19 protein-coding genes are annotated in these 24764 nt (G+C 58.5%); 11 read left to right on the top strand and 8 right to left on the bottom strand.

All coding sequences use genetic code 11. The features are described from left to right. Positions 1 to 5 precede the first annotated feature (5 nt). Complete coding sequence (locus tag AC27HQ_RS02525) at positions 6 to 2297, bottom strand: ABC transporter permease subunit (protein ID WP_487154284.1); 2292 nt, start codon at positions 2295 to 2297, stop codon at positions 6 to 8. Positions 2298 to 2508: 211 nt separating this feature from the next. Beyond that, positions 2509 to 3483 (bottom strand): PstS family phosphate ABC transporter substrate-binding protein, encoded by a 975-nt coding sequence (locus AC27HQ_RS02530; protein ID WP_487154285.1) that lies wholly within the window; start codon positions 3481 to 3483, stop codon positions 2509 to 2511. Between the two features lie 245 nt (positions 3484 to 3728). Here AC27HQ_RS02530 and AC27HQ_RS02535 point away from each other — a divergent pair, with 245 nt between their 5' ends. The 3 genes from AC27HQ_RS02535 (at position 3729) to AC27HQ_RS02545 (ending at position 6133) form a co-directional block, all read left to right on the top strand. Beyond that, on the top strand, positions 3729 to 4121 hold the full coding sequence (locus tag AC27HQ_RS02535) for an acyl-CoA thioesterase (RefSeq protein ID WP_487154287.1): 393 nt from the start codon (positions 3729 to 3731) through the stop codon (positions 4119 to 4121). A 78-nt stretch (positions 4122 to 4199) separates the two neighbouring features. After that, on the top strand, positions 4200 to 4760 hold the full coding sequence (locus AC27HQ_RS02540; RefSeq protein WP_487154289.1) for a TRAP transporter small permease subunit: 561 nt from the start codon (positions 4200 to 4202) through the stop codon (positions 4758 to 4760). A gap of 2 nt (positions 4761 to 4762) precedes the next feature. After that, complete coding sequence (locus AC27HQ_RS02545) at positions 4763 to 6133, top strand: TRAP transporter large permease (RefSeq protein ID WP_487154596.1); 1371 nt, start codon at positions 4763 to 4765, stop codon at positions 6131 to 6133. 6 nt (positions 6134 to 6139) lie between these two features. On the opposite strand, the gene AC27HQ_RS02550 is transcribed toward AC27HQ_RS02545, so the two are convergent. Continuing rightward, entirely contained in the window at positions 6140 to 7240 is a 1101-nt protein-coding gene (locus tag AC27HQ_RS02550) for a TRAP transporter substrate-binding protein (RefSeq protein ID WP_487154290.1), read from the bottom strand. Positions 7241 to 7413: 173 nt separating this feature from the next. Continuing rightward, the gene (gene uvrD, locus AC27HQ_RS02555) at positions 7414 to 9588 is read right to left on the bottom strand and encodes a DNA helicase II (RefSeq protein ID WP_487154292.1); all 2175 of its coding nucleotides are present in this window, start codon (positions 9586 to 9588) and stop codon (positions 7414 to 7416) included. Positions 9589 to 9803: 215 nt separating this feature from the next. Here uvrD and AC27HQ_RS02560 point away from each other — a divergent pair, with 215 nt between their 5' ends. Next, on the top strand, positions 9804 to 12671 hold the full coding sequence (locus AC27HQ_RS02560) for an EAL domain-containing protein (RefSeq protein WP_487154293.1): 2868 nt from the start codon (positions 9804 to 9806) through the stop codon (positions 12669 to 12671). Here the strand turns inward: AC27HQ_RS02560 and zwf are convergent. Then, entirely contained in the window at positions 12668 to 14137 is a 1470-nt protein-coding gene (gene zwf / locus AC27HQ_RS02565) for a glucose-6-phosphate dehydrogenase (RefSeq protein WP_487154294.1), read from the bottom strand. The genes AC27HQ_RS02560 and zwf overlap by 4 nt on opposite strands. 92 nt (positions 14138 to 14229) lie before the next feature. On the opposite strand from zwf, the gene hexR reads away from it, so the two are divergent. Both hexR and AC27HQ_RS02575 read left to right on the top strand, forming a co-directional pair. Beyond that, positions 14230 to 15105, top strand: a complete 876-nt coding sequence (hexR, locus tag AC27HQ_RS02570) for a transcriptional regulator HexR (RefSeq protein ID WP_487154295.1) — start codon at positions 14230 to 14232, stop codon at positions 15103 to 15105. An 18-nt stretch (positions 15106 to 15123) separates the two neighbouring features. Then, positions 15124 to 15402, top strand: a complete 279-nt coding sequence (locus tag AC27HQ_RS02575; RefSeq protein WP_487154297.1) for a peptidylprolyl isomerase — start codon at positions 15124 to 15126, stop codon at positions 15400 to 15402. Positions 15403 to 15409: 7 nt separating this feature from the next. On the opposite strand, the gene AC27HQ_RS02580 is transcribed toward AC27HQ_RS02575, so the two are convergent. Continuing rightward, positions 15410 to 16060 carry a formyl transferase gene (locus AC27HQ_RS02580; protein ID WP_487154299.1) on the bottom strand — a complete coding sequence of 217 codons (651 nt, stop codon included), beginning with the start codon at positions 16058 to 16060 and terminating at the stop codon, positions 15410 to 15412. 253 nt (positions 16061 to 16313) lie between these two features. On the opposite strand from AC27HQ_RS02580, the gene AC27HQ_RS02585 reads away from it, so the two are divergent. Together AC27HQ_RS02585 and AC27HQ_RS02590 are read left to right on the top strand one after the other, a co-directional pair. Beyond that, positions 16314 to 17465, top strand: a complete 1152-nt coding sequence (locus tag AC27HQ_RS02585) for a GGDEF domain-containing protein (protein ID WP_487154301.1) — start codon at positions 16314 to 16316, stop codon at positions 17463 to 17465. Positions 17466 to 17598: 133 nt separating this feature from the next. Continuing rightward, complete coding sequence (locus AC27HQ_RS02590) at positions 17599 to 19188, top strand: ABC-F family ATPase (RefSeq protein ID WP_487154302.1); 1590 nt, start codon at positions 17599 to 17601, stop codon at positions 19186 to 19188. On the opposite strand, the gene AC27HQ_RS02595 is transcribed toward AC27HQ_RS02590, so the two are convergent. Further along, positions 19185 to 19880 carry a DUF1294 domain-containing protein gene (locus AC27HQ_RS02595; RefSeq protein WP_487154303.1) on the bottom strand — a complete coding sequence of 232 codons (696 nt, stop codon included), beginning with the start codon at positions 19878 to 19880 and terminating at the stop codon, positions 19185 to 19187. The genes AC27HQ_RS02590 and AC27HQ_RS02595 overlap by 4 nt on opposite strands. 174 nt (positions 19881 to 20054) lie before the next feature. Between AC27HQ_RS02595 and AC27HQ_RS02600 the strand changes: the two genes are divergently transcribed. After that, positions 20055 to 20237, top strand: coding sequence for a PA3496 family putative envelope integrity protein (locus AC27HQ_RS02600; protein ID WP_487154305.1), 183 nt, complete (start codon positions 20055 to 20057; stop codon positions 20235 to 20237). On the opposite strand, the gene AC27HQ_RS02605 is transcribed toward AC27HQ_RS02600, so the two are convergent. After that, on the bottom strand, positions 20234 to 21169 hold the full coding sequence (locus AC27HQ_RS02605; RefSeq protein WP_487154306.1) for a LysR family transcriptional regulator: 936 nt from the start codon (positions 21167 to 21169) through the stop codon (positions 20234 to 20236). The two genes, AC27HQ_RS02600 and AC27HQ_RS02605, sit on opposite strands and share 4 nt — an antisense overlap. Positions 21170 to 21378: 209 nt before the next feature. Here AC27HQ_RS02605 and AC27HQ_RS02610 point away from each other — a divergent pair, with 209 nt between their 5' ends. Both AC27HQ_RS02610 and oadA read left to right on the top strand, forming a co-directional pair. Continuing rightward, entirely contained in the window at positions 21379 to 22794 is a 1416-nt protein-coding gene (locus AC27HQ_RS02610; RefSeq protein WP_487154307.1) for an acetyl-CoA carboxylase biotin carboxylase subunit, read from the top strand. 92 nt (positions 22795 to 22886) lie between these two features. Further along, complete coding sequence (oadA, locus tag AC27HQ_RS02615) at positions 22887 to 24695, top strand: sodium-extruding oxaloacetate decarboxylase subunit alpha (RefSeq protein WP_487154309.1); 1809 nt, start codon at positions 22887 to 22889, stop codon at positions 24693 to 24695. The last annotated feature ends 69 nt before the right edge of the window (positions 24696 to 24764 follow it).

Consider the following 24764-nt stretch of genomic DNA (forward strand, 5'->3'; position numbering starts at 1 on the left):
GCTGATCACAGGTTGCTGTAACGGGTGCGCAAGCGCTGACGCACAACTTCAGCAATGGTGTTGACGACAAAGGTCAGTGCCAGCAAGACCAGCGCCGCCAGGAACAAGACGCGGAAATGCGAGGAGCCCACCGCCGTCTCCGGCAGCTCGACAGCGATGTTTGCCGACAAGGTGCGCATGCCTTCAAAGATATTGAAGTTGACCACCGGGGTGTTACCGGTTGCCATCAGCACGATCATGGTCTCACCTACCGCACGACCAAAGCCCATCATCACCGCTGAAAAAATGCCCGGACTGGCCGTGGGCAGAACTACTCCGACCACTGTTTGCCAGCGTGTGGCGCCCAACGCCAGTGAACCCTGGGTCAGGTGACGGGGAACGGTGAACACAGCATCCTCGGCAATCGAGAAGATGGTTGGAATCACCGCGAAACCCATGGCTATACCAACAATCAAGGCGTTGCGCTGCTCGTAATTAATGCCCACATCGGTCATCCACTGACGTGCGCTACCATTAAATAACATCACTTCAACCGAGGGGCTGACTGCCACACTGAACCAGACAAAACCGATAATCAGCGGAACCAGCAATACCGCTTCCCAGCCCTCCGGCACCCGCTTGCGCAGACTCTCGGGAATCAGCCGACACCAAACGAAAGCAAAGCACAGCATTAACAGCGGTAGCAAAAATAGAATGCTGAAAATGGCTGGCAAATGGTCTTCGGCAAAGGGCGCCAACCACAAACCCGCCAGGAAACCGAGAATGACGGTCGGCAAGGCTTCCATGATCTCAATGCTGGGTTTGACCAGACCACGCAGTTTCGGGGTCATGAAGTAGGCGGTGTAAATAGCCCCGGCAATGGCCAACGGCATGGCAAACAGCATGGCATAGAAGGCGGCCTTCAGTGTGCCCACGGAAAGCGGTACCAGACTGAACTTGGACTCGAACTCATCCGAGGCGGACGACGATTGCCAGATATAAGCGGGGTCTTCACGACCTTCATACCAGACCTTGTTCCACATCGCCGCAAAGGACAGTTGTGGGTGCTCGTTCCAGAGCTCTGCAACATGCAGCTGCCCATTGGTATCCAACGCCGCAACCCGGCCATTGAAGGGTGACAGCGCCACTTTTGCAATGGGTTGCTCGGTAAAGGAGTCGAGATACAAGGTGCGCGATGAGGTGCCATAATGTACGCCGATCTGTCCGGCCGCGTCGGCAGCGACAAAGCCCTTGCGGTTGTATTCCGGCGCAATCGCGGTAATCGCCGCGCCATGACTGTCAAAGTCGCGGATACGCGTCAGGTTGAAGTTGTTGTCTTCATCGCGAACCAGAAACCACTGACTCAACTCGCCCGACTCGGTACCCACAACCAGAGACACGGTACCGACCAGAAACTCCATCGCCGTGATCGGATTACCCACATCCTCGCTGGCAACCAGGCGCGCATTTTGCGGCTGGCTGACATCGTAGTAGTGAATCTTGCCGGCACTGTCCGCTACAAACAGACTACGCAGGGTCTTGTCCAACAGCAGTTTGACCGGCTCGCCTGGTATTGGCGGCAGTTCATAAGTGTTGCTGGTGACGGTTACCGCACCGGTCATGAGGTTTTCGCGGCTGATGAAGCTGCTCAACAATAGCCGTTTATCCGCCGTGACACCCGCTATCATGGTGCCCGTACGACCCCGCACGACGCTCTCGATGGCCAGAAGCTCGATGGCCTGGCCCTGTTCATCCAGTACCAGTGCGTCTTCGCCCATGGGAAACTCGAGCTTAGGCGTGATGTAACGCTGGCCATCAGGAAAGCTCAGGTTATAGGCATGGCGCACGACCTTGACCTGGCCATTGCTCAGGCCATGGGCAGTATAGCCGTTGACGAATTCGGCATTGGCGTAGCTGGTTAAAGTGCTACCTTCGGGCAGATTCAGCGGGATCTGGGCGCGTATTTCGCCATCATCCAGCTCGAAGAAGGTCGCCTGACCATCCAGGCTGTATTGCACACCGAGCTCTTCATAACGCTCGATAAAGATATTTTCTGTGGGCGCATCGGCAACCGGTATCTCGTAACTGGACAACGGCGTGACGGATGCCCCTTTGAGGATCGGCGCTACTTCATAGAACAGGTAAACAAAGATCATCGCCAGCGCGGCTACCACGCCAAAGCCGGCAATGGTGATACCCCAGCGTGAGGCACCGTCCTTGAACATCCGGCGCTTGCGCAGGGACTGCCTGGCCGACGCACTAGGCAACAGCGAGCGCGTGGGCGCACGTTTGGTCATCGTCGAAGTTATATCAGTCATTTACGGCCACTCTTTCCGATCATGCCATCACGGCCAGTCAAGGCTAAATGGACAATGTGACATTCATGTTACAGAACGATGTCACTCCGGATTTCTCTTCGTGCCTCAGTAAAGCCGCAGCCGAGATGCTACAGCACGGGCAACGGAGGAAAAAAAAGAGGCCATCAAGGCCTCTTTTTATCTGCCATCCGTGGCAATCGGAGCGTGCGTCTCAGTTGATGCCCAGCTCGCTCTTGACCTTCTCGCCGACCGAGTTCGGGATCGGTACATAACCGTCACGATCCACAGTCTGCTGACCGGTCTGCGAATACAGCATCTTGACGAACTCACGGGTCAGCGGATCAAGCTCCTGACTGGGGTTCTTGTTGATGTAAACATAGAGGTAGCGAGCCAGCGGGTAGGTACCGTTCTCGGCGTTGGCCGCAGTCGCATCAACGAACTCGCCACCTTCCTCGGCAGCCAGAGGAACGACGCGTACACCCGAGGTGCGGTAGCCGATACCGGAGTAACCGATACCGTTGATGGACTCAGTGATACCCTGTACTACCGAGGACGAGCCAGGCTGCTCGTTGACGTTGGACTTGAAGTCACCGCCACACAGGGCGTTGTCCTTGAAGAAACCGTAGGTGCCGGATACAGCGTTACGGCCGTAGATGGCGAAGTCGCGGTTGTCCCAGGCACCGGTCAGGCCCAGCTGACCCCAGCGGGTGATGTCCTCGCTGGCGCCACAACGACGGGTAGCAGAAAAAATGGCATCAACCTGGGGCAATGACAGACCTTCGATCGGGTTGTCCTTGTTTACATAAACAGCCAGCATGTCGACGGCCACGGGCAGGGCGTAGGGAGCATAGCCATGACGCTCTTCGAAGGTCTTGATTTCCGAGTCACGCATGGCGCGGCTCATCGGTGCCAGGTTGGCAGTGCCTTCAGTAATGGCCGGCGGCGCAGTAGAGGAACCAGCACCCTGGATCTGTACGTTGACGTTCGGGTAGAACTTGTTGAATTCTTCAGCCCACAGCGTCATCAGGTTGTTCAGGGTATCCGAACCGATGCTTGACAGGTTGCCGGATACACCGCCAACGCGCTCGTACTCAGGCAGGGCCGGGTCAACTGCCGCAACGGCGGTCATGCTGGTTACGCCGACGGCGGCGAAGGCAACTGCTGCAAACAACTTGTTCAATTTCATGGTTATCTCCTGGAAAGGATGGTTTGGCATCACGAGGCTGATTATCTGCAAGCCATGTGACAACTCTATGCCGTCTTTATGACAATTGTGTGACCAGTCTAGCCTGCAAAAAACCGCCCAAAAGCCACAGAATCATTGAGCCAAGGCCGCCAATCCCTTACCATGACGCGGTTTTGTGAATGTCAACGATCATTCACTGCATGAGTGAATACGACAAATACAACAAACTATTATTCGAGTAATCCATGCAAGAAATTGACAAGGATCCTGTTCCGCAGGGCGAACTGGCCCTCAAGGTCACCGCGCTGCCGCGCGACTGCAACAGTTTCGGTGACATCTTTGGCGGCTGGCTGGTGTCACAGATGGATGTCGCTGGTACCGCCTGTGCTGCGCGTATAGCCCGTGGTCGCGTCGCTACCGTGGCTATCGACCGCATGGGGTTTATGGTGCCCGTGCCAGTCGGCGCGCAGTTGGCCTTTCACGCCAAGGTGCTGGAAATCGGCCGCAGCTCGGTAAAAATGCTGGTCGAGGTCTGGAGTGAAGATCTGGCCCATGACGAGCAGCGCAAGGTTACCGAGGCGATATTCGTGTTTGTCGCCATTGATGATCGTGGCCGTACGCGCATCATCCCCTCCTGAGCCAGATGAGTCTGCCATGAGTGTGACCCAGGTCGTCACTGCGCCAGTTCACCCATGCTGACCAGGCTGGCCATTATCATGGCACGCGTCCTGCCGCTGGCCCGGCTGATTGACCGTCTGAACGCAGGTCTGGGCCGCCTGCTGACCTGGCTGACCCCGCTTATGGTGATGCTCACGGTGACTGTCGTCGTGCTGCGCTATGGCTTTGGCCTGGGCGCCACGGCGCTGCAGGAACTGGTGCTCTACTTTCACGCGCTGGTGTTCATGGGTGCGGCTGCCTGGGCGCTGCAACGCGATGTCCATGTCCGCGTGGATATCCGCTTCCGGCGCCAGTCGGCGCATGGCCAGGCCATGATCGATCTGCTTGGCAGCCTGCTTTTTCTGCTGCCCATGTGCCTGTTCCTGGCATGGAGCTGTTGGGATTACGTCATGGCCTCCTGGGCCCGCAGTGAGCGCTCGGCGGATGCCGGTGGCCTATCCTGGGTCTATCTGCAGAAAAGCATCATCCTGTTGCTGGTCGCCAGCCTGCTGTTGCAGGCCCTGTCGCAGATTATCAAAACCCTCTGTGTGCTGACCGCCGTCATCCCTACACACTTGCCTGATGTGCCGCTGACCGACCAGCCGAGTGAACACCTGTGAGCCTGCCGGATTTGATGGCCATTGGACTATTTGTCTGCCTGTGCCTGGCGCTGATGATCGGCTATCCGGTGGCCTTTACCCTGGGTGGCCTGTCATTGCTGTTTGCCGCCGCCGGGGTCATGCTCGGGGTCTTTGATCCGAGCTTTTTCGGCGCCCTGCCCAGCCGGCTGTACGGCACCATGAACAACCAGACCCTGCTGGCCGTGCCGCTCTTTGTGTTCATGGGCGTGATGCTGGAGAAATCCCGCGTCGCCGACGACCTGCTGGAGTCCATGTCACGGCTGTTTGGCGGATTGCGTGGCGGGCTGGCGTTCTCGGTGTGTCTGGTTGGCGCCCTGCTGGCAGCCAGTACCGGCATCGTCGGCGCTACGGTAGTCACCCTCGGCCTGCTGGCGCTGCCGACCATGCTCAAACGCGGTTATGATCCGGCAATCGCTACCGGCACCCTGGCTGCGACCGGCACCCTCGGCCAGATCATCCCGCCGTCGATCATTCTGGTGCTGCTGGGCGATGTCCTGTCGAATGCCTACCAGCAGGCACAACTGAGCATGGGCATCTTTTCGCCCAAGACGGTCACGGTCAGCGACCTGTTTGTCGGCGCGCTGATACCGGGCCTGCTGCTGGTCAGCCTGTATCTGGTGTATCTGGCCGCCGTGGCCTTCTGGCAACCCCAGAAGCTGCCGGCATTGACCCGCGAGCAACGCGGCGAACTGCAGCCCGGGCGGTTGCTGGTGAGCCTGCTGCCTCCCTTGTTGTTGATCCTGCTGGTACTCGGCTCGATCCTCGGCGGCATTGCCACCGCGACCGAGGCGGCCGCTGTCGGCGCGCTTGGCGCTACCCTGCTGGCCATGGCCAAGGGACAACTGACGGTCGCGCGCCTGCGCGAGGTCGCCAACAGCACCACCGATATCAGCACCATGGTGTTCATGATCCTGATCGGCGCCTCGATCTTTTCGCTGGTGTTCCGCGGCTTTGGTGGTGAGGAACTGATCCACGGTCTGTTCCAGGCCCTGCCCGGTGGCGTGATAACCGCCACCCTGCTGGTCATGCTGGTGATCTTTCTGCTCGGCTTTATTCTCGACTTTATCGAGATCACCTTTGTGGTGGTGCCGATCGTCGGCCCGGTGCTGCTGATGATGGGGCTGGACCCGGTGTGGCTGGGGGTGATGATCGCCCTCAACCTGCAAACCTCGTTCCTCACCCCACCCTTCGGTTTCGCGCTGTTCTACCTGCGCGGCGTCACCCCACCCAGCGTCCCGACCAGCGCCATTTACCGCGGCGTACTGCCGTTTATTGCCATCCAGCTGCTGATGCTGCTGATCGTCGCCCTCTGGCCAGGACTGGTCAGCTGGTTACCCGGCCTGCTGCGCTAGAGTCTCTCAACCGCGCAACCCATACATGCTTTGCTCGCTGATGGCGTGGTAGGCCCAGACTTTCTCCCGGAAGGCCTCCATGGAGTCCCATACCTGACGATTCAGACTGTCGGCATTGGCGGTTTCTTCCAGTACCTGCAAGGACAGCTCGCGCAGACGCGCGAGGACATCATCCGGCAGACGCCGCAATTGCACACCGTGCTCCTCTACCAGTGTACGCAGGGCATCAGCGTTACGCCGGGTGTATTCATCCAGCATCATCTGATTGGTCGAGCGCGCGGCCTGACGCACGATCAGTTGCAGGTCGGCGGGTAACTGATCGAAGGCCTGTTGATTGATGGTCAGTTCGAGTACCGCGCTGGGTTCCTGCCAACCGGGATAATAGTAGTAGCGTGCGGCCTGGTGCAGACCGAATGCCAGATCGTTGTATGGACTGACCCAATCGGTGGCATCAATCACGCCGTTCTGCAAGGCACTGAAAATCTCACTGCCCGGCAGGTTCACCGTAGTAGCGCCAGCACGAGCAAGGACCTCGCCGCCAAAACCCGGCATGCGAATCTTCAGACCGCGCAGATCGTCCAGGCTGTTGATTTCCCTGTTGAACCAGCCCGCCATCTGCACACCGGTATTACCACAGGGCAAGGGTAGAACACCCATCCCGGCATAGGCCTGCTGCCACAGCTCCAGACCACCGCCCTCATACAACCAGGCATTGGTTTCCTGGGCATTCATGCCAAAGGGCACCGCAGTAAAGAACGGCGCCGCCGGACTCTTGCCCTTCCAGTAATAGGCGGCGCTATGGCCTAGCTCGGCGGTACCGCCGGACACCGCATCAAATACCTCCAGCGCCGGCACCAGCTCGCCTGCGGCAAACACCTGAACGCTCAGACGGCCATTGGACAGAGCCGTAACGGTCTGGGCAAAGTGCTCGGCGGTGGTACCCAGACCCGGCAGGTTCTTCGGCCAGGAGGTCACCATTTTCCAGCGAAAGCGCTGCTCCGGCTGGCCTGACTGGTCAGCGGCAATGGCCGCGTCCTCCTTGCAACCACTGAGTGCCATCGCGCCCAGACCCAGCCCGGCGGCGGTAAGCAATTCACGTCTCTTCATAACCCAAGCTCCAAGCCTCAAGCGGCAAGCAGCAAGCTGTCCGCGCATGACTAAATTTATGTTGTTTTAACCCGCTACGCAGGCATGCAGCGAGACTCCCGCCAAACCCAAAACACCTGAACCACTCGGACAGCTTCCAGCTTTCCGCTTATAGCTTTCAGCTGCTTCAACCGCTAAAGCGCTTGAAGCTTGGCATAGGACACCATCAGCCATTTGCTGCCTTCGTCGTCGAAATTGACCTGAATGCGTGCCTGTGCGCCGTGACCTTCGTAGTTCAGCACCACCCCCTCGCCAAACAGGCTGTGCATAACTCGCTGGCCCAGGGCAAAGCCGGTACTCTCGCTGGCTTCCTGCTGGAACAGGGCGCTTTTACCTGGGCCGAAGGGACGACTGACCTGACTACCCAGGCGCACTTCACGAATCAACTCACTGGGTATTTCACGGACAAAGCGCGAGACCTTGTTGAAGGTTTCGCTGCCATACAGACGCCGGGTCTCGGCCCAGGTAATCACCAACTGCTGCATGGCCCGGGTAATGCCGACGTAGGCCAGACGCCGCTCTTCCTCGAGCCGACCGGGCTCCTCAAGGCTCATCTTGTGCGGGAACAGGCCCTCTTCGACCCCGGCCAGGAACACCAGCGGAAACTCCAGCCCCTTGGCGCTGTGCAAGGTCATCAGCTGTACGCTGTCCTCAAAGCGGTCGGCCTGGGTTTCGCCGGCCTCCAGCGAGGCATGGGCGAGGAAGGCCAGCAGCGTGTCGCCCTCAGCTTCCTCATCGGCCTGATCCTGCTCGAAGGCACGCGCCGCCGACACCAGCTCTTCCAGGTTTTCTACCCGCGCCTGAGCCTTCTCACCCTTTTCATTTTCATGAAAGCGCAGCAACCCGCTGTCTTCGATAGCCTGCTGCGCCATGCTGTACAGCGGCAGGCCCTGTGTGCGCTCAGCCAGCGTCTCGATCAACTGCATGAAAGCCTGCACAGCGTTGGCTGCGCGGCCGGGCAGACCTTTGTTCTCGATCAGCTCGAGACCGGACTGCCACATCGACAGATCGTGCCGGCGGGCATGTTCGCGCATGGCCTCGACGGTTTTATCACCGATCCCCCGGGTCGGCAGGTTGATAACCCGCTCAAGGGCGCCGTCGTCACCGCGATTGGCTAGCAGGCGCATGTAGGACATGGCGTTCTTGATCTCGGCGCGCTCGAAAAAGCGCTGGCCACCATAGATACGGTAAGGCACGCCAGCACGTAACAGCGCCTCTTCCAGCACGCGTGACTGGGCATTGGAGCGATACAGGATGGCAATCTCGCTACGATTCATGCCCTCTCTGACGGCCTGATCAATGCGCTCGACAATAAAACGTGCCTCGTCCTGCTCGTTAAAGCCGGCATACAGGGCAATGGGCTCGCCCTCTACGCCATCGGTCCAGAGTTCCTTGCCCATCCGCCCGGCATTCTGGGTAATCAGGGCGTTGGCGGCCTTGAGAATACAGGCGGTTGAGCGATAGTTCTGCTCCAGGCGTATTAACTCAGCCTGCGGGTAATCACGCTGGAACTGATGGATATTTTCGATTTTTGCCCCGCGCCAGCCATAGATCGATTGATCGTCATCACCGACCACCATCAGACTTGGGGTCTTGCCGGCAATCAGGCGCAGCCAGGCATACTGTACGGCGTTGGTATCCTGAAACTCGTCCACCAGCAGGTGGCGAAAGCGCGCCTGATACTGCTCGCGCAAGCTGACATTGTCGCGCCACAGCTCCAGTGAGCGCAGCAGCAGCTCGGCAAAATCCACTACCCCGGCGCGCGCGCAGGCCTGTTCATAGGCCTGGTAAATGCGCTGCATGGTCGCCAGAAACAGGTCGCCGGCCGGCTGGATATGCTGCGGCCGCAAGCCCTCATCCTTCTGACCGTTGATCCACCATTGCGCCTGCCGCGGCGCCCACTGATTCTCGTCCAGCCCAAGCTCTCGCACCACCCGCTTGACCAGTCGCAACTGATCGTCACTGTCGAGTATCTGAAACTGCTCAACCAACCCGGCCTCGCGCCAATGGGCGCGCAACAGGCGATGCGCCAGACCATGAAAGGTGCCGACCCACATGCCCTGGGGCGAGATACCCAGCAGTTTTTCGATGCGCTCACGCATCTCGTAGGCGGCCTTGTTGGTAAAGGTCACCGACAGAATGCTCCAGGGCGAGGCTTTTTCGACCTCCACCAACCAGGCGATACGGTGCACCAGCACGCGGGTTTTGCCCGAGCCGGCACCGGCCAGCACCAATTGCTGACCAACCGCGGCGGTAACCGCCTGGCGCTGGGCGTCGTTAAGGGAGTTGAGCAGATGCGAAATATCCATGCCGGGCATTCTAACAGCCCGCAGAGCGTTGCCGAAATAAATGCCGCAATGCACCAGTCCAGACGGCTTTGACCAGTATTTCAGAATGAAAAAGTGCTGTGACTTGGAAAGTCACTGGTGTAAGGTTATGAGTCACAAGCAGCCACCTGCCCGGCGCAGGCTGGCAACACTCGATAAAAAGAAACGCTCAGCGTTCTGACAGGAACTGCGTCACCATGACGTTCGCTCGCGCATACCAGCCCAGCCTGAACACGCAAGAGTCTCGCCTTCGCGAGCTTGATCGGCTGTATGAGTACTCGCGGTTGCCGCAGTGGCTGATTCTGTTGACTGCGCTGGTGATCACCAGCCTGGTCTGGGACAGCGCGCCCAGGGGTCAATTACTCAGTTGGTTGGGTCTGATTGCCGGACTGGCCGTCATGCGCATGCTGCTGGTGCGTCGATTCAAACTGGCATCATCCTCTCACCGCTTGCGTCTTCGCTGGGTAGTGATGTTCTATCTGGGCAACCTGGTGTCGGGTTCAAGTCTGGCCTGGGCACATCTGGCCCTCATACCACTCGACAACTTCAGCAGCCAGGGTCCGATTTACGGCCTGCTGGCCGGCGTCAGCCTATGTCTGAGCATCATTTACGCCAGCCGCTTCATGGCCTTTGCTACCTTTACCTTGCCCGCCTGGATACCCGCCATTGTTTTTCTGCTGTGGCAGGATGACCCGAGCAGCCCGTACTGGGGTCTGATGGGTATTACTCTGCTGTGTTGCCTGATGCTGGGCGCTGCCTTTATCAACCGGTCAGTCAGTCAAGCCATGGCCGCCACCAGTCGCAGTGAAGCGCTGGTTCAGCGCCTGGACGAAGCCCGTCAGCAGGCCGAAGCGCTCAACCTGCAGCTGACCCGTGAGATTCAACAGCGCCGCCAGGCCGAGCAAAGCCTGCGTGACAGCCACGGCATTCTCGAGGAACGGGTCATCCAGCGTACCGCCGAGCTGCAGGAAGCCAGTGCCGCCCTGCAAGCCAGTGAAGCGCAGTTGCAACTGGCCATGGATGCCAGCCAACTCGGGCTATGGGACTGGAACCTGAAGACTGACCGGGTTTTTCACTCACACCTGAAGGAAATTTTCGGCCTGGCCTCGGAATCGGTCAATACCGTGCTATCCGATCTCAAACCGCGCGTACACCCAGAAGATGTCAGCCTGGTGCGCGAAACGTTGATCCGACATATGCAGGATCTGACCCCCTCCTACCGTATCGAGTACCGGGTACGGCATGCCGACGGGCACTGGATCTGGGTTGAAGACAGTGGCCGCGCGGTTGAGCGGGATGAAGATGGCCGGGTCCTGCGCATTATTGGAACGCGTCGCGACATCAGCGCGCGCAAGCAACAGGACGAACAGGCGTTACTGGCCGCTACCGTGTTTGAAGCCACTGCTGAAGGGATCTTCATCGTCGATCCTGACCTGAAAATCCTCGCTGTAAACCGGGCCTTCAGCGTGATTACCGGCTACTCCGCCGAGGATGCCATCGGCCAACAGTTGCTCAATGACAAGGACAACGCACCCAATCAACTGAGCTTGCAGGAGCTGCGCGAGGAGCTGATCAACAAGGACCGCTGGGAAGGCGAGCGAGTCGGGCGCCGGCGCAGCGGCGAGTTGTATCCCCAATGGATGCAGTTGGCCGTGGTACGCAACCACAACGGCCAGATTACTCATCTGATCGGCTTTTTTGCCGATCTGAGCATGCACCGCCGTACCGAGGAGCAACTGCGCTACCTGACCACCCATGATCCTCTGACCCATCTGGCCAACCGCAACACCTTTACCAAGATGCTGCAGGACTCAACCGCCAGAACACGTCAACTGGGTAACGGCATGGCCCTGATGCATGTTGATCTGGACCGATTCAAGTACATAAACGATACCCTTGGACACAGCCTGGCCGACGATGTACTCAGCCAGGTGGCGCTGCGCCTGCGCGAGTGCGCACCAGACGAGAAACTGCTGGGCCGTTTGTCCGCCGATGAGTTTGTCATCATCCATGAGCATGCCAGCGCCGGACAGTTGGAGCGCCGCGCCAACCAGATCCTTGATGCACTGCGTCGACCTATTCTGGTCGACGGTCATGAACTGGTGATTACCGCCTCGATAGGTATCAGTCAATTGCCACTGACCGCCCGCGATAGCCTGGAGCTGATTACCCAGGCCAACCAGGCCATGCAATACGCCAAGCATCTGGGCGGCAACTGTCAGCAGTTCTTTACCCCCAACCTGCAGGCTTACAGCCTGGACCGTCTGCAGCTGGAGAACCAGCTGCGCAAAGCGCTGGAAGAGGATCAACTGGAGGTCTACTACCAGCCCAAGCTGCACCTGGCCAGCGACCGCATCAGTGGCGCTGAAGCCCTGGTACGGTGGCAACACCCGGAACGCGGCACGATCATGCCTGGCGACTTTATTGATATGGCCGAAGAAACCGGCATGATCGTCGCCCTCGGTGACATCGTGCTGGACAAGGCCTGTCGTCAGGCCAGCCTCTGGCTGCATCAGGGTCCGACGCCGATATGTGTCGCCGTCAATCTGTCAGTGCAACAATTGCGTCAAAGCAATTTTGCCAGCCGCCTTGAGCAACGCCTGCAACGCTATCAACTGCCCGCCGAGATGCTCGAACTTGAACTGACCGAAAGCATGCTGCTTGAGCATGTTGATGTGGTCATGGATAACATACTGGCGGTCAAGCGCATGGGCATCCGCCTGACCATTGATGACTTTGGTACCGGCTACTCGTCACTGGCTTACATCAAGCGCTTTCCGATATCGACACTGAAGATCGACCGCGCCTTTGTTGCCGAGTTGGAGGAGAGTGCCGACATCAATGCCGCCGAGCAGGACGCGGCGATTATTCGCGCCATCATTGCCATGGCGCATAGCCTGGGGCTCAATGTGGTCGCCGAAGGCGTCGAGCACAATGGCCAACTGAGCTTCCTGAAGGCACACGGCTGCGACGAGGTACAGGGCTATCTCATCAGCCGGCCGCTGTGTGCTGAAGACTTCACCCAGTTGCTGCAGGTCAACAACGAGCAGCAGAATCCCGCCTAACGCTCGTCCAGCCAGGCATGACCACTGCGCTCCAACAGACTATCGGCCGCATCAGGCCCCCAGCTGCCTGCGGCATAACGCTTGGGTGAGCGGTAACAATCCTGCCAACCCTGTATCACCGGATCAACCCAGCGCCAGGCCGCCTCGATTTCATCGCGACGCATGAACAGCGTGGCGTCACCTTCAATCACGTCCAGCAGCAGACGTTCGTAGGCATCCCAGCGCCGCTTGTTGAAGGCCTCGGCAAAATTCAGATCCAGCTCGACTTCCTGCAGACTCATGCCGCGACCGGGCGATTTGGCCATCAATGACAGGCTGATACTTTCGTCCGGCTGCAGACGGATCACAAGTCGGTTATGCATGGGCGAGCCACGGCCTTCACCGAACAGCCGGTAGGGCACCGACTTGAACTGAATGACAATCTCCGACTTGCGCTGTGCCAGGCTTTTGCCGGTGCGCAGATAGAAGGGCACACCCGCCCAACGCCAGTTGTCGATCTCAACCTGCAGGGCGACAAAGGTCTCGGTGTTACTATCGTGGTCGACGCTTTTTTCAAAGTAATAGGCAGGCAACGCCTCACCGGCACGGTTACCTTTGGAATATTGACCGCGCACGGTGCGGTCCTGCACATCCATGCCGCTGATCGGCCTCAAGGCTTCAAGTATCTTGCGCTTCTCATTGCGCACGGCCTCGGGCTCAAAGTGCACCGGCGCCTCCATGGCGACCAGGCAGAGCAGTTGCAGCAGGTGGTTCTGAACCATATCGCGCATCGCACCGGCCTGGTCATAGTAACCACCACGGCCCTCGACCCCGACGGTTTCCAATACACTGATCTGCACATGATCAATATGCGCATTGCGCCACAGTGGCTCGAACAAGGCATTGCCAAAACGCAATGCCAGCAGGTTCTGGACCGCCTCCTTGCCCAGATAATGGTCAATCCGGAACACCTTGGACTCGTCAAACACGCTGCCGATTTCATCATTGATCTGACGCGCCGACTCCAGACTCTGACCCAGGGGCTTTTCCAACACGATGCGCGCGCGCTCATTGGCCAGGCCCACCGCATTCAAATGCCGAGCAGTGGCGGCAAACAATTCAGGAAAAGTCGCCAGGTAAAACACCCTGACCCGCTCTACGCCAGCTTCCAGCGCCTTGGCCAAGCGCGGAAACTCGACCCGCTGGCTGACGTCCAGCGGCATGTAGTCCAGGCGTTGGGCAAACTGCTGCCAGACCACCTCGTCAAAATCGCCCTGGGCTACATACTGGCTGATATGCCGACGTACCTGTTGCCGATAACTGTCGCTGTCGAGCCGGGCGCGCGCCAACGCCAGCACCCGGGTATCGGCGTGCAGATGACGATCGCGATGCAGGTAGTAAAGCGCCGGCAACAGCTTGCGCATGGCCAGATCACCGGTACCGCCAAATACCACAATGTCACAGACAATGCTGCTTTGCGCTGACACCCTGTTCTCCTCCAATTCGGGCAGCATCGGCACTTTTGTAGTATAACTACAAGACCGGGCCACGTTGCCCCTCAGACTACCATGACACCACAGTGAATCTGCTCCAGCATATCGTCATCAGCCGCCCGTTGCTGCGCAAATCGGAACTCAAGGTTGCCGAACATGTGCTTGCCCATGCTGCTCAGGTCATGCACTCATCCATGGCCGATCTGGCACGCGAGGTCGGCGTCAGCGAGCCGACCATAGTGCGCTTCTGCCGCGCCATCGGCTGCAGCGGCTTTCAGGACCTGAAGCTGCGGCTGGCGCAGAGTCTGGCCGCCGGTGCCAGCTTTGGTCAGTTCTCGATCAGCGAAGATGACAGCGTTGATCAGTTGTCGCACAAGATTTTCGATACCACCTTGGCGACTCTGATGGAAGTGCGTGAACGCCTGGATCCGGCAGCGCTGGAGCAAGCAATTGCGACCCTGAGCACCGCCCGCCGGGTCGAGTTCTACGGTTTTGGTGCCTCTGGCGCCGTGGCCAGCGATGCCCAACACAAGTTCTTTCGCTTGCAGGTCTCAACCGCGGCCTACTCCGACCCGCATATGCAGGCCATGTCGGCGGTGACCCTGGGGCCCGAAGACGTTGCCGTAGCCATTTCGCAGACCGGGCGTACCAAGGATTTGCTGCACTCGGCAGCTCTGGTCGCGGAAACCGGCGCCACATTGATCAGTCTGTGTCCGAGTCAGACGCCACTGGCTGAGCTGGGCCGTATTCATATCGCCATTGATGTGGTTGAGGACACCGACATCTATACCCCGCTGTCATCGCGAATTGCCCACCTGGTGGTGATTGATGTGCTGGCGATGGGCATGGCCATGCGTCGCGGTCCGGAGCTGGTCAACCATCTCAAGAGCGTCAAACGCAGCCTGCGCGGCTTACGCCTTACCAACAAGACCGGGCCGCGTAGTGCGGACGCACCGGACTGAGCCGAGGACACTGCACCCATGCCGATTGCCATGGCCCGCCATATTCTGGTCAAGACTGAAGCCGAGGCTGACGCACTGAAGAAGCGTTTGGCCGCCGGAGAAGCCTTTGACGTGCTGGCAAAGAAATTCTCTACCTGCCCATCTAAAAAGCGCGGCGGTGATCTCGGCGAGATCAAGCCCGGCCAACTTGTCCGGGCGATTGACCAGATTGTGTTCAAAAAACCCCTAAAGGTGGTCCACGGACCGGTCAAAAGCAGCTTTGGCTGGCATCTGGTGCAGGTGTTCTATCGGGACTGATGGTGCGTCAGGCCGGCTGCGGTAGCAGATGCTCAGGCAATTGCTCGAGAATCGGGTGATTCGGCTCTGCTTCCGACAGGCCCCGCAGCAACACCGAGAGCCCCTGCGAACTGAGAAAACACCCTGACCAGCGCGCCTCACAACTCTGCGCTCGACTGATCCAGTACCCCGACAACTCAGCAACAGGGCGTGTCTGACAGCGCTGCAACAGGCTTTCCAGCATGCTCAGACTGAGCTGCTGGGTCAGCGTTCGGAAATCGGAGTATTCCAGCGCATCAGGCATCGGTCTGCGCTCTACCTCGACAATCTTGCCGGTATCGATCTGCTCCTCAACCAGGTGCAGGGTCACGCCGAAATGTGTGTGCCGGTGGATCAGCGGCAAGGTGTCGTAGCCGCGCCCGCGCAGGCTTGGCAACGCCGGATGAATATTCAGAACACAGCCAAGATGGGCCAGCTCTGCTGCGCTAAAAATGTAGTCGTTATAGAACGACAGGCTCAACCCCCAGCTACCGGCCATGATGCGGCGGTGCACCCGGAGCTTGTCCTGCGGGCAACCGGGATCCCAGACCAGCAGGGTGCTACCGGGGAAATAGCGTTCAAGCAGTTTTCCAGCAGGCACACTGAGAGGCGGACTGGTTACCAGCAGCAGCGGCGTCAAAACAAACGCCTGTTCCGTTGCGCTATAAAACCATGCTGTAAGGCCGTCTCTGCCATCTCATCTCCGTGCGGCTCATTGCCAATCAAATACTATTTAGAACCGATTTTAGTCAGACTGATAGCGTAATGGCAGGCCCCAGACGGAAAAAAGTAACAGTCTGATCACAAAAGCGCGCACTTTATTCATGCCTTCGCCGCTTTTGAGTATGCTTGGCCGAGGTATCCCGCCAGATTGATCAAGGATTGTCACACTAATGTTCGCCGATATTCCAACCATGCTGCTGATGGTGACAACCGTGAGCCTGGCCATGACCCTGTGCCTAGGGGCCGTCTGGCGACCGCAAAACCGCGACGGAACCGGCTTCTGGGCTCTGGCGTTGGGTCTGAATACCTTGGCGCATGGTCTGTTCATGTTGCGTGGCGAGTTCAGCGATTACTTGACTATCGTGCTGGCCAATACACTGCTGGTCAGTGTCTATGCCCTGTTTTCCGAAGGGCTGCTGCAGTTTCAACAGCGTCAACTGCCACGCTGGCTGATCTGGTGGCCGGTGCTGGTGGCACCCCCGTTGTTTATTGCCCTGATGGATGCGCAGATTTACCGAACCATTGCCAACAGCCTGATCCTGATGCTGCAAAGCCTGTTGCTGCTGATCATCGTTCTGCTTGGGCGCAGCAGGACCACTGGGCGCGGGCAGTATTTTGTCTTTCTCGGCTTGCTGCTGATGATCGGCACCTTGTCGCACCGCCTGGTCTCTGCCCTGCTGGGCATGGATCTTGGCATGGTTATGAGCAGCGCGAGTACCGTTCAGACCCTGACCTTCGTCAACTCCAACCTGGCACTGATTCTCGGCAGCATGGGGCTGATTCTGATGACCAAGGAGCGCGCGGATGAACGCAACCGACAGCTGGCCATGCATGACGAACTGACCGGCCTGCCGAACCGCCGAGCCTGTCTTGATGGCCTGGGTCGCATGCTCGCACAGACCCAGCGCAATGCCACACCACTGACCCTGATGATGATCGACATAGATCACTTCAAAGCCATCAACGACAACTACGGTCATCAATCCGGCGACGCGGTACTGCGCACCATGTCCAACTGCATCAGTGATCGCCTGCGCATGCAGGATCTGGCGGGGCGCATAGGTGGTGAGGAGTTTCTGGTGATCCTGCCGGACACCGATCTGCAAGGCGCCAAAGCCCTGGCTGAACACCTGCGCCAAAGCATAGAAGCGGCGCACTTTGTCACTGACAAGGGTCAGCCACTGCAGGTCACGGTGAGTATCGGGCTGCACAGCCTGCGTACTGAATCGGACGGCACCATCAACAGCCTGATCAGTAACGCGGATCAGGCCATGTACCGGGCCAAGCAGATGGGTCGCAACCGGGTTGAATCGCTGTCCTGAAGCGGCTCGCCCACGACCGTCCGACGACCAGCGCTGTCACTGCAGCGCTTAAATCAGTACAATGCGCGCCCGCTGCGCGTGGCCTTGAGTGACGCCGCGCGCTGGCCTTTTCTCTTTTGCGCAGGGCTTCACCTTGATCTCCACAGCCAATATCACCATGCAATTCGGCGCCAAGCCGTTATTCGAAAACGTCTCCGTGAAGTTTGGCGGCGGCAACCGCTATGGTCTGATCGGCGCCAACGGCTGTGGCAAATCCACTTTCATGAAAATTCTCGGTGGCGATCTTGAGCCCTCGGCCGGCCAGGTCATGCTCGAGCCGAATGTGCGACTGGGCAAGCTGCGCCAGGATCAATTTGCCTATGAAAACCACAGTGTGCTGAATACCGTGATCATGGGTCATGAAGAGCTGTGGAAGGTGCATGCCGAGCGTGATCGCATCTATTCGCTGCCGGAAATGAGCGAAGAAGACGGGATGAAGGTCGCCGAACTGGAAACCGAATTCGCCGAACTCGATGGCTACACCGCCGAATCACGGGCTGGCGAATTGTTGCTGGGTCTGGGTATTCCACTGGAGCAGCACTACGGCCCGATGAGCGAAGTGGCTCCCGGCTGGAAGCTGCGCGTATTGCTGGCCCAGGCGTTGTTTTCCGATCCTGAAGTACTGCTGCTCGACGAGCCAACCAACCACCTGGATATCAACACCATCCGCTGGCTGGAAAGCATTCTGACCACGCGCAACAGCACCATGATTATCATTTCCCACGATCGGCACTTTCTCAACAGTGTCTGTACCCATATGGCCGACCTGGATTACGGCGAACTGCGTCTGTTCCCCGGCAACTACGACGAATACATGATGGCTGCCACCCAGGCGCGCGAACGCCTGCTGTCGGACAATGCCAAGAAAAAGGCCCAGATCGCCGAGCTGCAGACCTTTGTCAGCCGCTTTTCGGCCAACGCCTCCAAGGCCAAACAGGCCACCAGCCGGGCCAAGCAGATCGACAAGATCCAGCTCGACGAGGTCAAACCCTCAAGCCGCGTAAGCCCCTTTATCCGCTTTGAGCAGACCAAGAAGCTGCATCGCCAGGCGGTTATTCTGGAAAACGTCAGCCAAGGCTTTGATGGCGAAACCCTGTTCAAGAATTTCAGCCTGCAGATCGAGGCGGGTGAACGCGTGGCCATCATTGGTCCCAACGGTATCGGCAAGACCACCCTGCTGCGCACCCTGGTGAACGAGATGCAGCCGCTCAGTGGCTCGGTCAAGTGGGCCGAAAGCGCCGATATTGGCTATTTTGCCCAGGAACATGCTGACGATTTCAAGAACGACTGGACGTTGTTCGACTGGATGTCCCAGTGGACTACCGGTGGCGAACAGCTGGTGCGCGGTACCCTCGGGCGCATGCTGTTCTCCAACGACGACATCCTCAAGTCGGTCAAGGTGATCTCCGGTGGTGAGCAGGGCCGCATGCTGTTTGGCAAGCTGATCCTGCAGAAAGCCAATGTGATGATCATGGATGAACCGACCAACCACCTGGATATGGAGTCCATTGAGGCGCTGAACCTGGCCCTGGAAAACTACCCCGGTACGCTGATCTTCGTCAGCCACGACCGCGAGTTCGTCAGCTCGCTGGCGACGCGCATCATTGAGCTGTCCGACAATGGCATTACCGATTTCAAAGGCAGCTACGACGATTATCTGCGTGAACTGGGTGTAGCAGTCTAAACGAGCAACCACCCCAGATATTGCCCATCCAGCAACAGCCAATCAATCCAGAACAGCTGATGGGCGACGACGATCAGCCAGAACACACTCTGATAAGCCGCCTTGCGGGTCTTGTGCCGATAGACCTGCTGGGCAATTAGCGCCCCGGGCCAACCTCCGAGTAACTCCGACAGGTGCAACAGATTCTCCGGGGTGCGCTGCCGTGATTGCTGCGCCCGCTGCTTGTCCCCACGGTAAAGAATAAAGCTCCAGAGGCTGACGGCAGGATACAGCGCCAGAGCCAGCAGCCAGCCCTGTTGACTGTAAAGCGTCAAGGTACCCACCAGGGGCAAACAGCAGAGTGCCAACCACACCAGGAGCTTGGGCCAGGCATGCTGTATCCCCGCCCCGTGCTGGCGTCGCCTGACGGCTGAGCGGGTCGGTTTTTCAGCCTTGCGGCGGCTGGACTCCCGGGGTTTGCGGCGAATCGCCGGGCGGTCGATGCTCAAGCCCTCGCTGCGCATATGCGTGGCTCTAAGCCGTCCCTGCTCGTTGACAGCAGACAGATACAGAACAGGGTCACCCTGGCTGGGTCTGGCATCACCACGCATCACCGAAATATGCACAAAGACCCGTTCGCTGCCATCTTCAGGCTGAATAAAGCCAAAGCCTTTGTCATCATTCCAGCTTTGCAACGTGCCGCGTTGTTCCATCAACCGCTCCAATTAGATCGTCTTCTCGCGAAATCGATTGTGCGTCAGAACCGGCGCCCTGCAAAGCACCGTGCAACGGCAAGCCGTCACCAAGTCTTCATCTGCCTGTCACCCTTAGATCATCATTAACGCCGCAAGCTAGTGACCTGTTGGTTCAACCCTGAGGACGTCAGCATGGACTATGAAACTGGTCTGAGTGAAGACAGTAACAACCCACGCAAACAACGCCGGCAAATGGAAGAGCGCAAACGTATGGCCTTTCGACGTGCCATTGAAGACTACCGCGAGAGCCAGGCATTGCAAGCCCAGTTCTGCGACTTCCCGGAGCTACTGGGCCAGCATAAGCCGCTGCATTAGGCGACAAAGCGCGCAGCAATGGATTTGATCAGTGCACGCTCATCGCGAAGATAGCTCAGGAACGCCTGGGCTACCGGGCTCAGCCGCTTGCCGCGGGCATGCACTGCGCACCAGCTGCGGTACAACGGCAGCTCACTGAAATCGAGCTTGACCAACTCGCCATTGCGCAGGTACGCCGCGGCAGCATGCTCGGTGACCAATGCCACGCCCAGTCCGGCTACCGCACCCTGTACCATGCTTTCGCCTGATCCCATCTGCATGACCTGCTGCAGGTGCACACGCTTGTTCTGCAAAAACTCGTCCGTCGCCTTGCGGGTTCCCGAACCAGACTCGCGTTGCAACACCGCCACCGGCTCAAGTGCGCTCAGGGGTAAACGGCACTGACCCGCCAAGGTATGGTCCGGGGCCGCAACGGCAATGATGGGATTATTCAGGAAGGGGAAAAACTCCAGCGCCTGGTCTTCCGGCACTAGCGCCATTAACACCACATCGTCGCGGTTATCCTGCAAGCGCTGAATCACCTGTGAACGGCGGGTAACCTCAAGGCGGAAACTGATACCCGGAAAGCGCTGCCTGAAGTCTGCCAACAGGTGGGGCGTGAGGTATTGAATACTGCTAACGACAGCAAGGCGCAACTCACCCTGCAAATTGCCCTGTATCCGCGACAGACTCATATCTAGGCTGTCCAGCCGGGCAAACAGGTCCGTGCCGGCCTGTTGCAGGTTGACCCCGGCCTCGGTCAAGTAAAGCTTCTTACCGACATACTCGAACAGAGACTGCCCAACCATCTCTTCCAATTGGCGGATCTGCTGACTGACAGCCGGCTGGGTCAAGGCCATCTCTTCCGCTGCGCGGCTGTACGACAAGTGATCGCACACTGCGCTGAACACCTGCAACTGGCGAAAGGTCATACGCTGCAACGAACGTCGCATGCTGGTCTATCCTCATGGGTAACACAGATAGAAAAAGGGCTATTTCAGGCTGCAAGCACGGCGCGAAAAGCATCTTAATCCCGCTATTGGCGCTGGGTTGCAGTATTGTATAAGTAATAGCTTATGTTTAAACAAAAAACTATTCATTTCACTTCTGCCTGTATGCGGCCTACTGTGCGATTGCACCGATCACTAGGAGGACAAGGCACGTGATCAAGAAAATCCTTATCGCCAACCGCGGTGAAATTGCCGTTCGTATCGTCCGCGCTTGCGCGGAAATGGGCATTCGCTCGGTGGCCATCTACTCCGAAGCCGATCGTTACGCGCTGCACGTCAAACGTGCAGACGAGGCCTACAGTCTCGGCAGCGAACCGCTGGCCGGTTATCTGAACGCTCGACAACTGGTCAACCTGGCGGTCGAGACCGGCTGTGACGCATTGCATCCCGGCTACGGTTTTCTGTCTGAAAACGCCGAACTGGCAGAGATCTGCGCCGAACGCGGGGTGAAATTCATTGGTCCATCGGCAGAAGTCATTCGCCGCATGGGTGACAAGACCGAGGCCAGGCGCAGCATGATCAAGGCCGGTGTACCGGTCACCCCCGGCACCGAGGGCAACCTGGCCGATCTGCAAGAGGCGCTGAAGGAAGCCGAGCGGGTGGGCTATCCAGTGATGCTCAAGGCGACCTCGGGTGGCGGTGGCCGCGGTATTCGCCGCTGTAACAGTCTCGCGGAACTGGAACAGGCCTGGCCGCGGGTGATTTCCGAGGCGACCAAGGCCTTCGGCAGTGCTGACGTGTTTCTGGAAAAATGCATCGTCAACCCCAAGCATATCGAAGCGCAGATTCTGGCTGACAGCCAGGGCAATACCGTACATCTTTTCGAGCGTGATTGCTCGATTCAACGTCGCAACCAGAAGCTGATCGAGATTGCCCCCAGCCCGCAGCTGACCCCGGAACAGCGCGCCTATATCGGCGATCTGGCGGTGCGCGCAGCGCAGGCTGTCGGGTACGAGAACGCCGGTACCGTGGAATTCCTGCTCGCCGAGGGTGAGGTGTATTTCATGGAAATGAACACCCGCGTCCAGGTGGAGCACACCATCACCGAGCAGATCACCGGTATCGATATTGTCCGCGAGCAGATTCGTATCGCGTCAGGTTTACCCCTGTCTATCAAGCAGGAGGATATCCAGCATCGCGGTTTTGCCATCCAGTTCCGCATCAATGCCGAGGATCCGAAGAACGATTTTCTGCCGTCCTTTGGCAAGATCACCCGCTATTACGCCCCCGGCGGCCCCGGTGTGCGCGTGGATACGGCGATCTATACCGGCTACAGCATTCCGCCCTACTACGATTCCATGTGTCTGAAGCTGATTGTCTGGGCGCTGACCTGGGAAGAAGCACTGGACCGCGGCTTGCGCGCACTGGACGATATGCGTTTGCAGGGGGTGAAAACCACCACCGCCTATTACCAGGAAATTCTGCGTAACGGCGAATTCCGCAGCGGCGTATTCGACACCAGCTTTGTCGAGGCGCACCCAGAACTGACGCGCTACTCAGTCAAACGCAAACCCGAAGAATTGGCCCTGGCGATTGCCACAGCCATCGCCGCACATGCGGGACTTTAAAATCAGCTATAAGCCGCAAGCTTCAAGCTGCAAGCAGTCCGCGCGCAAGCGACTCCCAGCTTCAGGCTTCCAGCTCATCAGGAGATAGAGAAATGAGCACCACACGCAAGATTACCGTTACCGATACCATCCTGCGCGATGCCCATCAATCATTGCTGGCCACGCGCATGCGCACCGAAGACATGCTACCGATCTGCCCGAAGCTGGATCAGGTCGGTTACTGGTCGCTGGAAGTCTGGGGCGGCGCCACCTTTGATGCGTGCATCCGTTTTCTCAAGGAAGACCCTTGGGAGCGTTTGCGCCAACTGCGCGAAGCCCTGCCTAATACTCGCCTGCAAATGCTGCTGCGTGGTCAGAACCTACTCGGCTACCGGCATTACAGCGACGATGTAGTAAAGGCCTTTGTCGCCAAAACTGCTGCTAACGGCATCGATGTATATCGTATTTTCGATGCCATGAACGATGTACGTAATCTCGAGACCTCAATTCAGGCAGTAAAAGCAGCGGGTAAACATGCCCAAGGCACACTGGCCTATACCACCAGCCCGGTGCACACGGTCAAAGGCTATGTAGCACAAGCCAAGGCCATGGCCGATATGGGTATCGATTCGGTCGCGATCAAGGATATGGCGGGCCTGCTGACCCCCTTCGCCACCGCCGAGCTGGTCACCGCGCTAAAGGCCGAACTGAGCCTGCCGGTCTTTATTCACTCGCACGATACCGCGGGCATGGCCGCCATGTGCCAGATCAAGGCCATCGAAGCCGGCGCAGACCATATTGATACCGCCATTTCCAGCATGGCCTGGGGCACCAGTCATCCTGGTACTGAATCCATGGTTGCGGCCCTACGCGGCACGCCCTACGACACGGGCCTCGACCTGGCATTACTGCAAGAGATCGGCCTGTATTTCCATGCTGTACGCAAGAAGTACCATCAGTTCGAAAGCGAGTTCACCGGCGTGGACACCCGCGTGCAGGTTAACCAGGTCCCGGGCGGCATGATGTCCAACCTGGCCAATCAGCTCAAGGAGCAGAACGCGCTGGACCGCATTCAGGAAGTCTTTGAAGAGATCCCGCGGGTGCGCGCTGATCTGGGCTTTCCACCGCTGGTTACGCCAACATCGCAGATTGTTGGCACCCAGGCGGTCTTTAACGTCCTCGCTGGTGAGCGTTACAAGACCATCACCAACGAGGTCAAGCTCTATTTGCAGGGCCGTTATGGCCAGGCGCCGGGCGAGGTGGATGCCGAGCTGCAACGCCGCGCCATTGGTAATGAAGACGTAATCGACGTACGTCCAGCCGACCTGATCAAACCGGAAATGGACAAGCTCAAGGCCGAGGTTGGCAGCCTCGCGCAGTCCGATGAAGATGTCCTTACCTATGCGATGTTCCCGGATATTGGCCGCAAGTTTCTCGAAGAGCGCGCCGCCGGAACCCTCAAGCCTGAGGCTCTGCTACCCATTGCCGGCGCCACTGCCAGGCCGACCGCAAGCGACGGGGCGCCTACCGAGTTTGTCATCGATGTGCATGGTGAAAGTTACCGGGTTGATATTACCGGTGTCAGCGTCAAGGGTGATGGCAAGCGGCACTTCTACCTGAGTCTGGATGGCATGCCCGAAGAAGCGGTATTCGAACCACTGAATTCCTTCAGCAGCAGCGGCGGCAGCCAGCGCAAGCAGGCCAGCAAACCTGGCCACGTAACCACCAGCATGCCCGGCAACGTGGTTGATGTGCTGGTCGCGGTCGGCGATGTGGTCAAGGCCGGTCAAGGCGTACTGGTCAGTGAAGCCATGAAGATGGAAAGCGAAATCCAGGCAGCGATTGACGGCACGGTCAAGGCCGTCAATGTGGCCAAGGGTGACCGGGTCAATCCGGGCGAGATCCTTATTGAAATAGAGTGAAGCAGCTGCAAGTCGCAAGCTACAAGCTGCAAGCCCCATGCAGTATCTGACTGGTTTCGGTCTGAATGC

This window comes from Halopseudomonas sp. 4NH20-0008 (genome assembly GCF_057548395.1).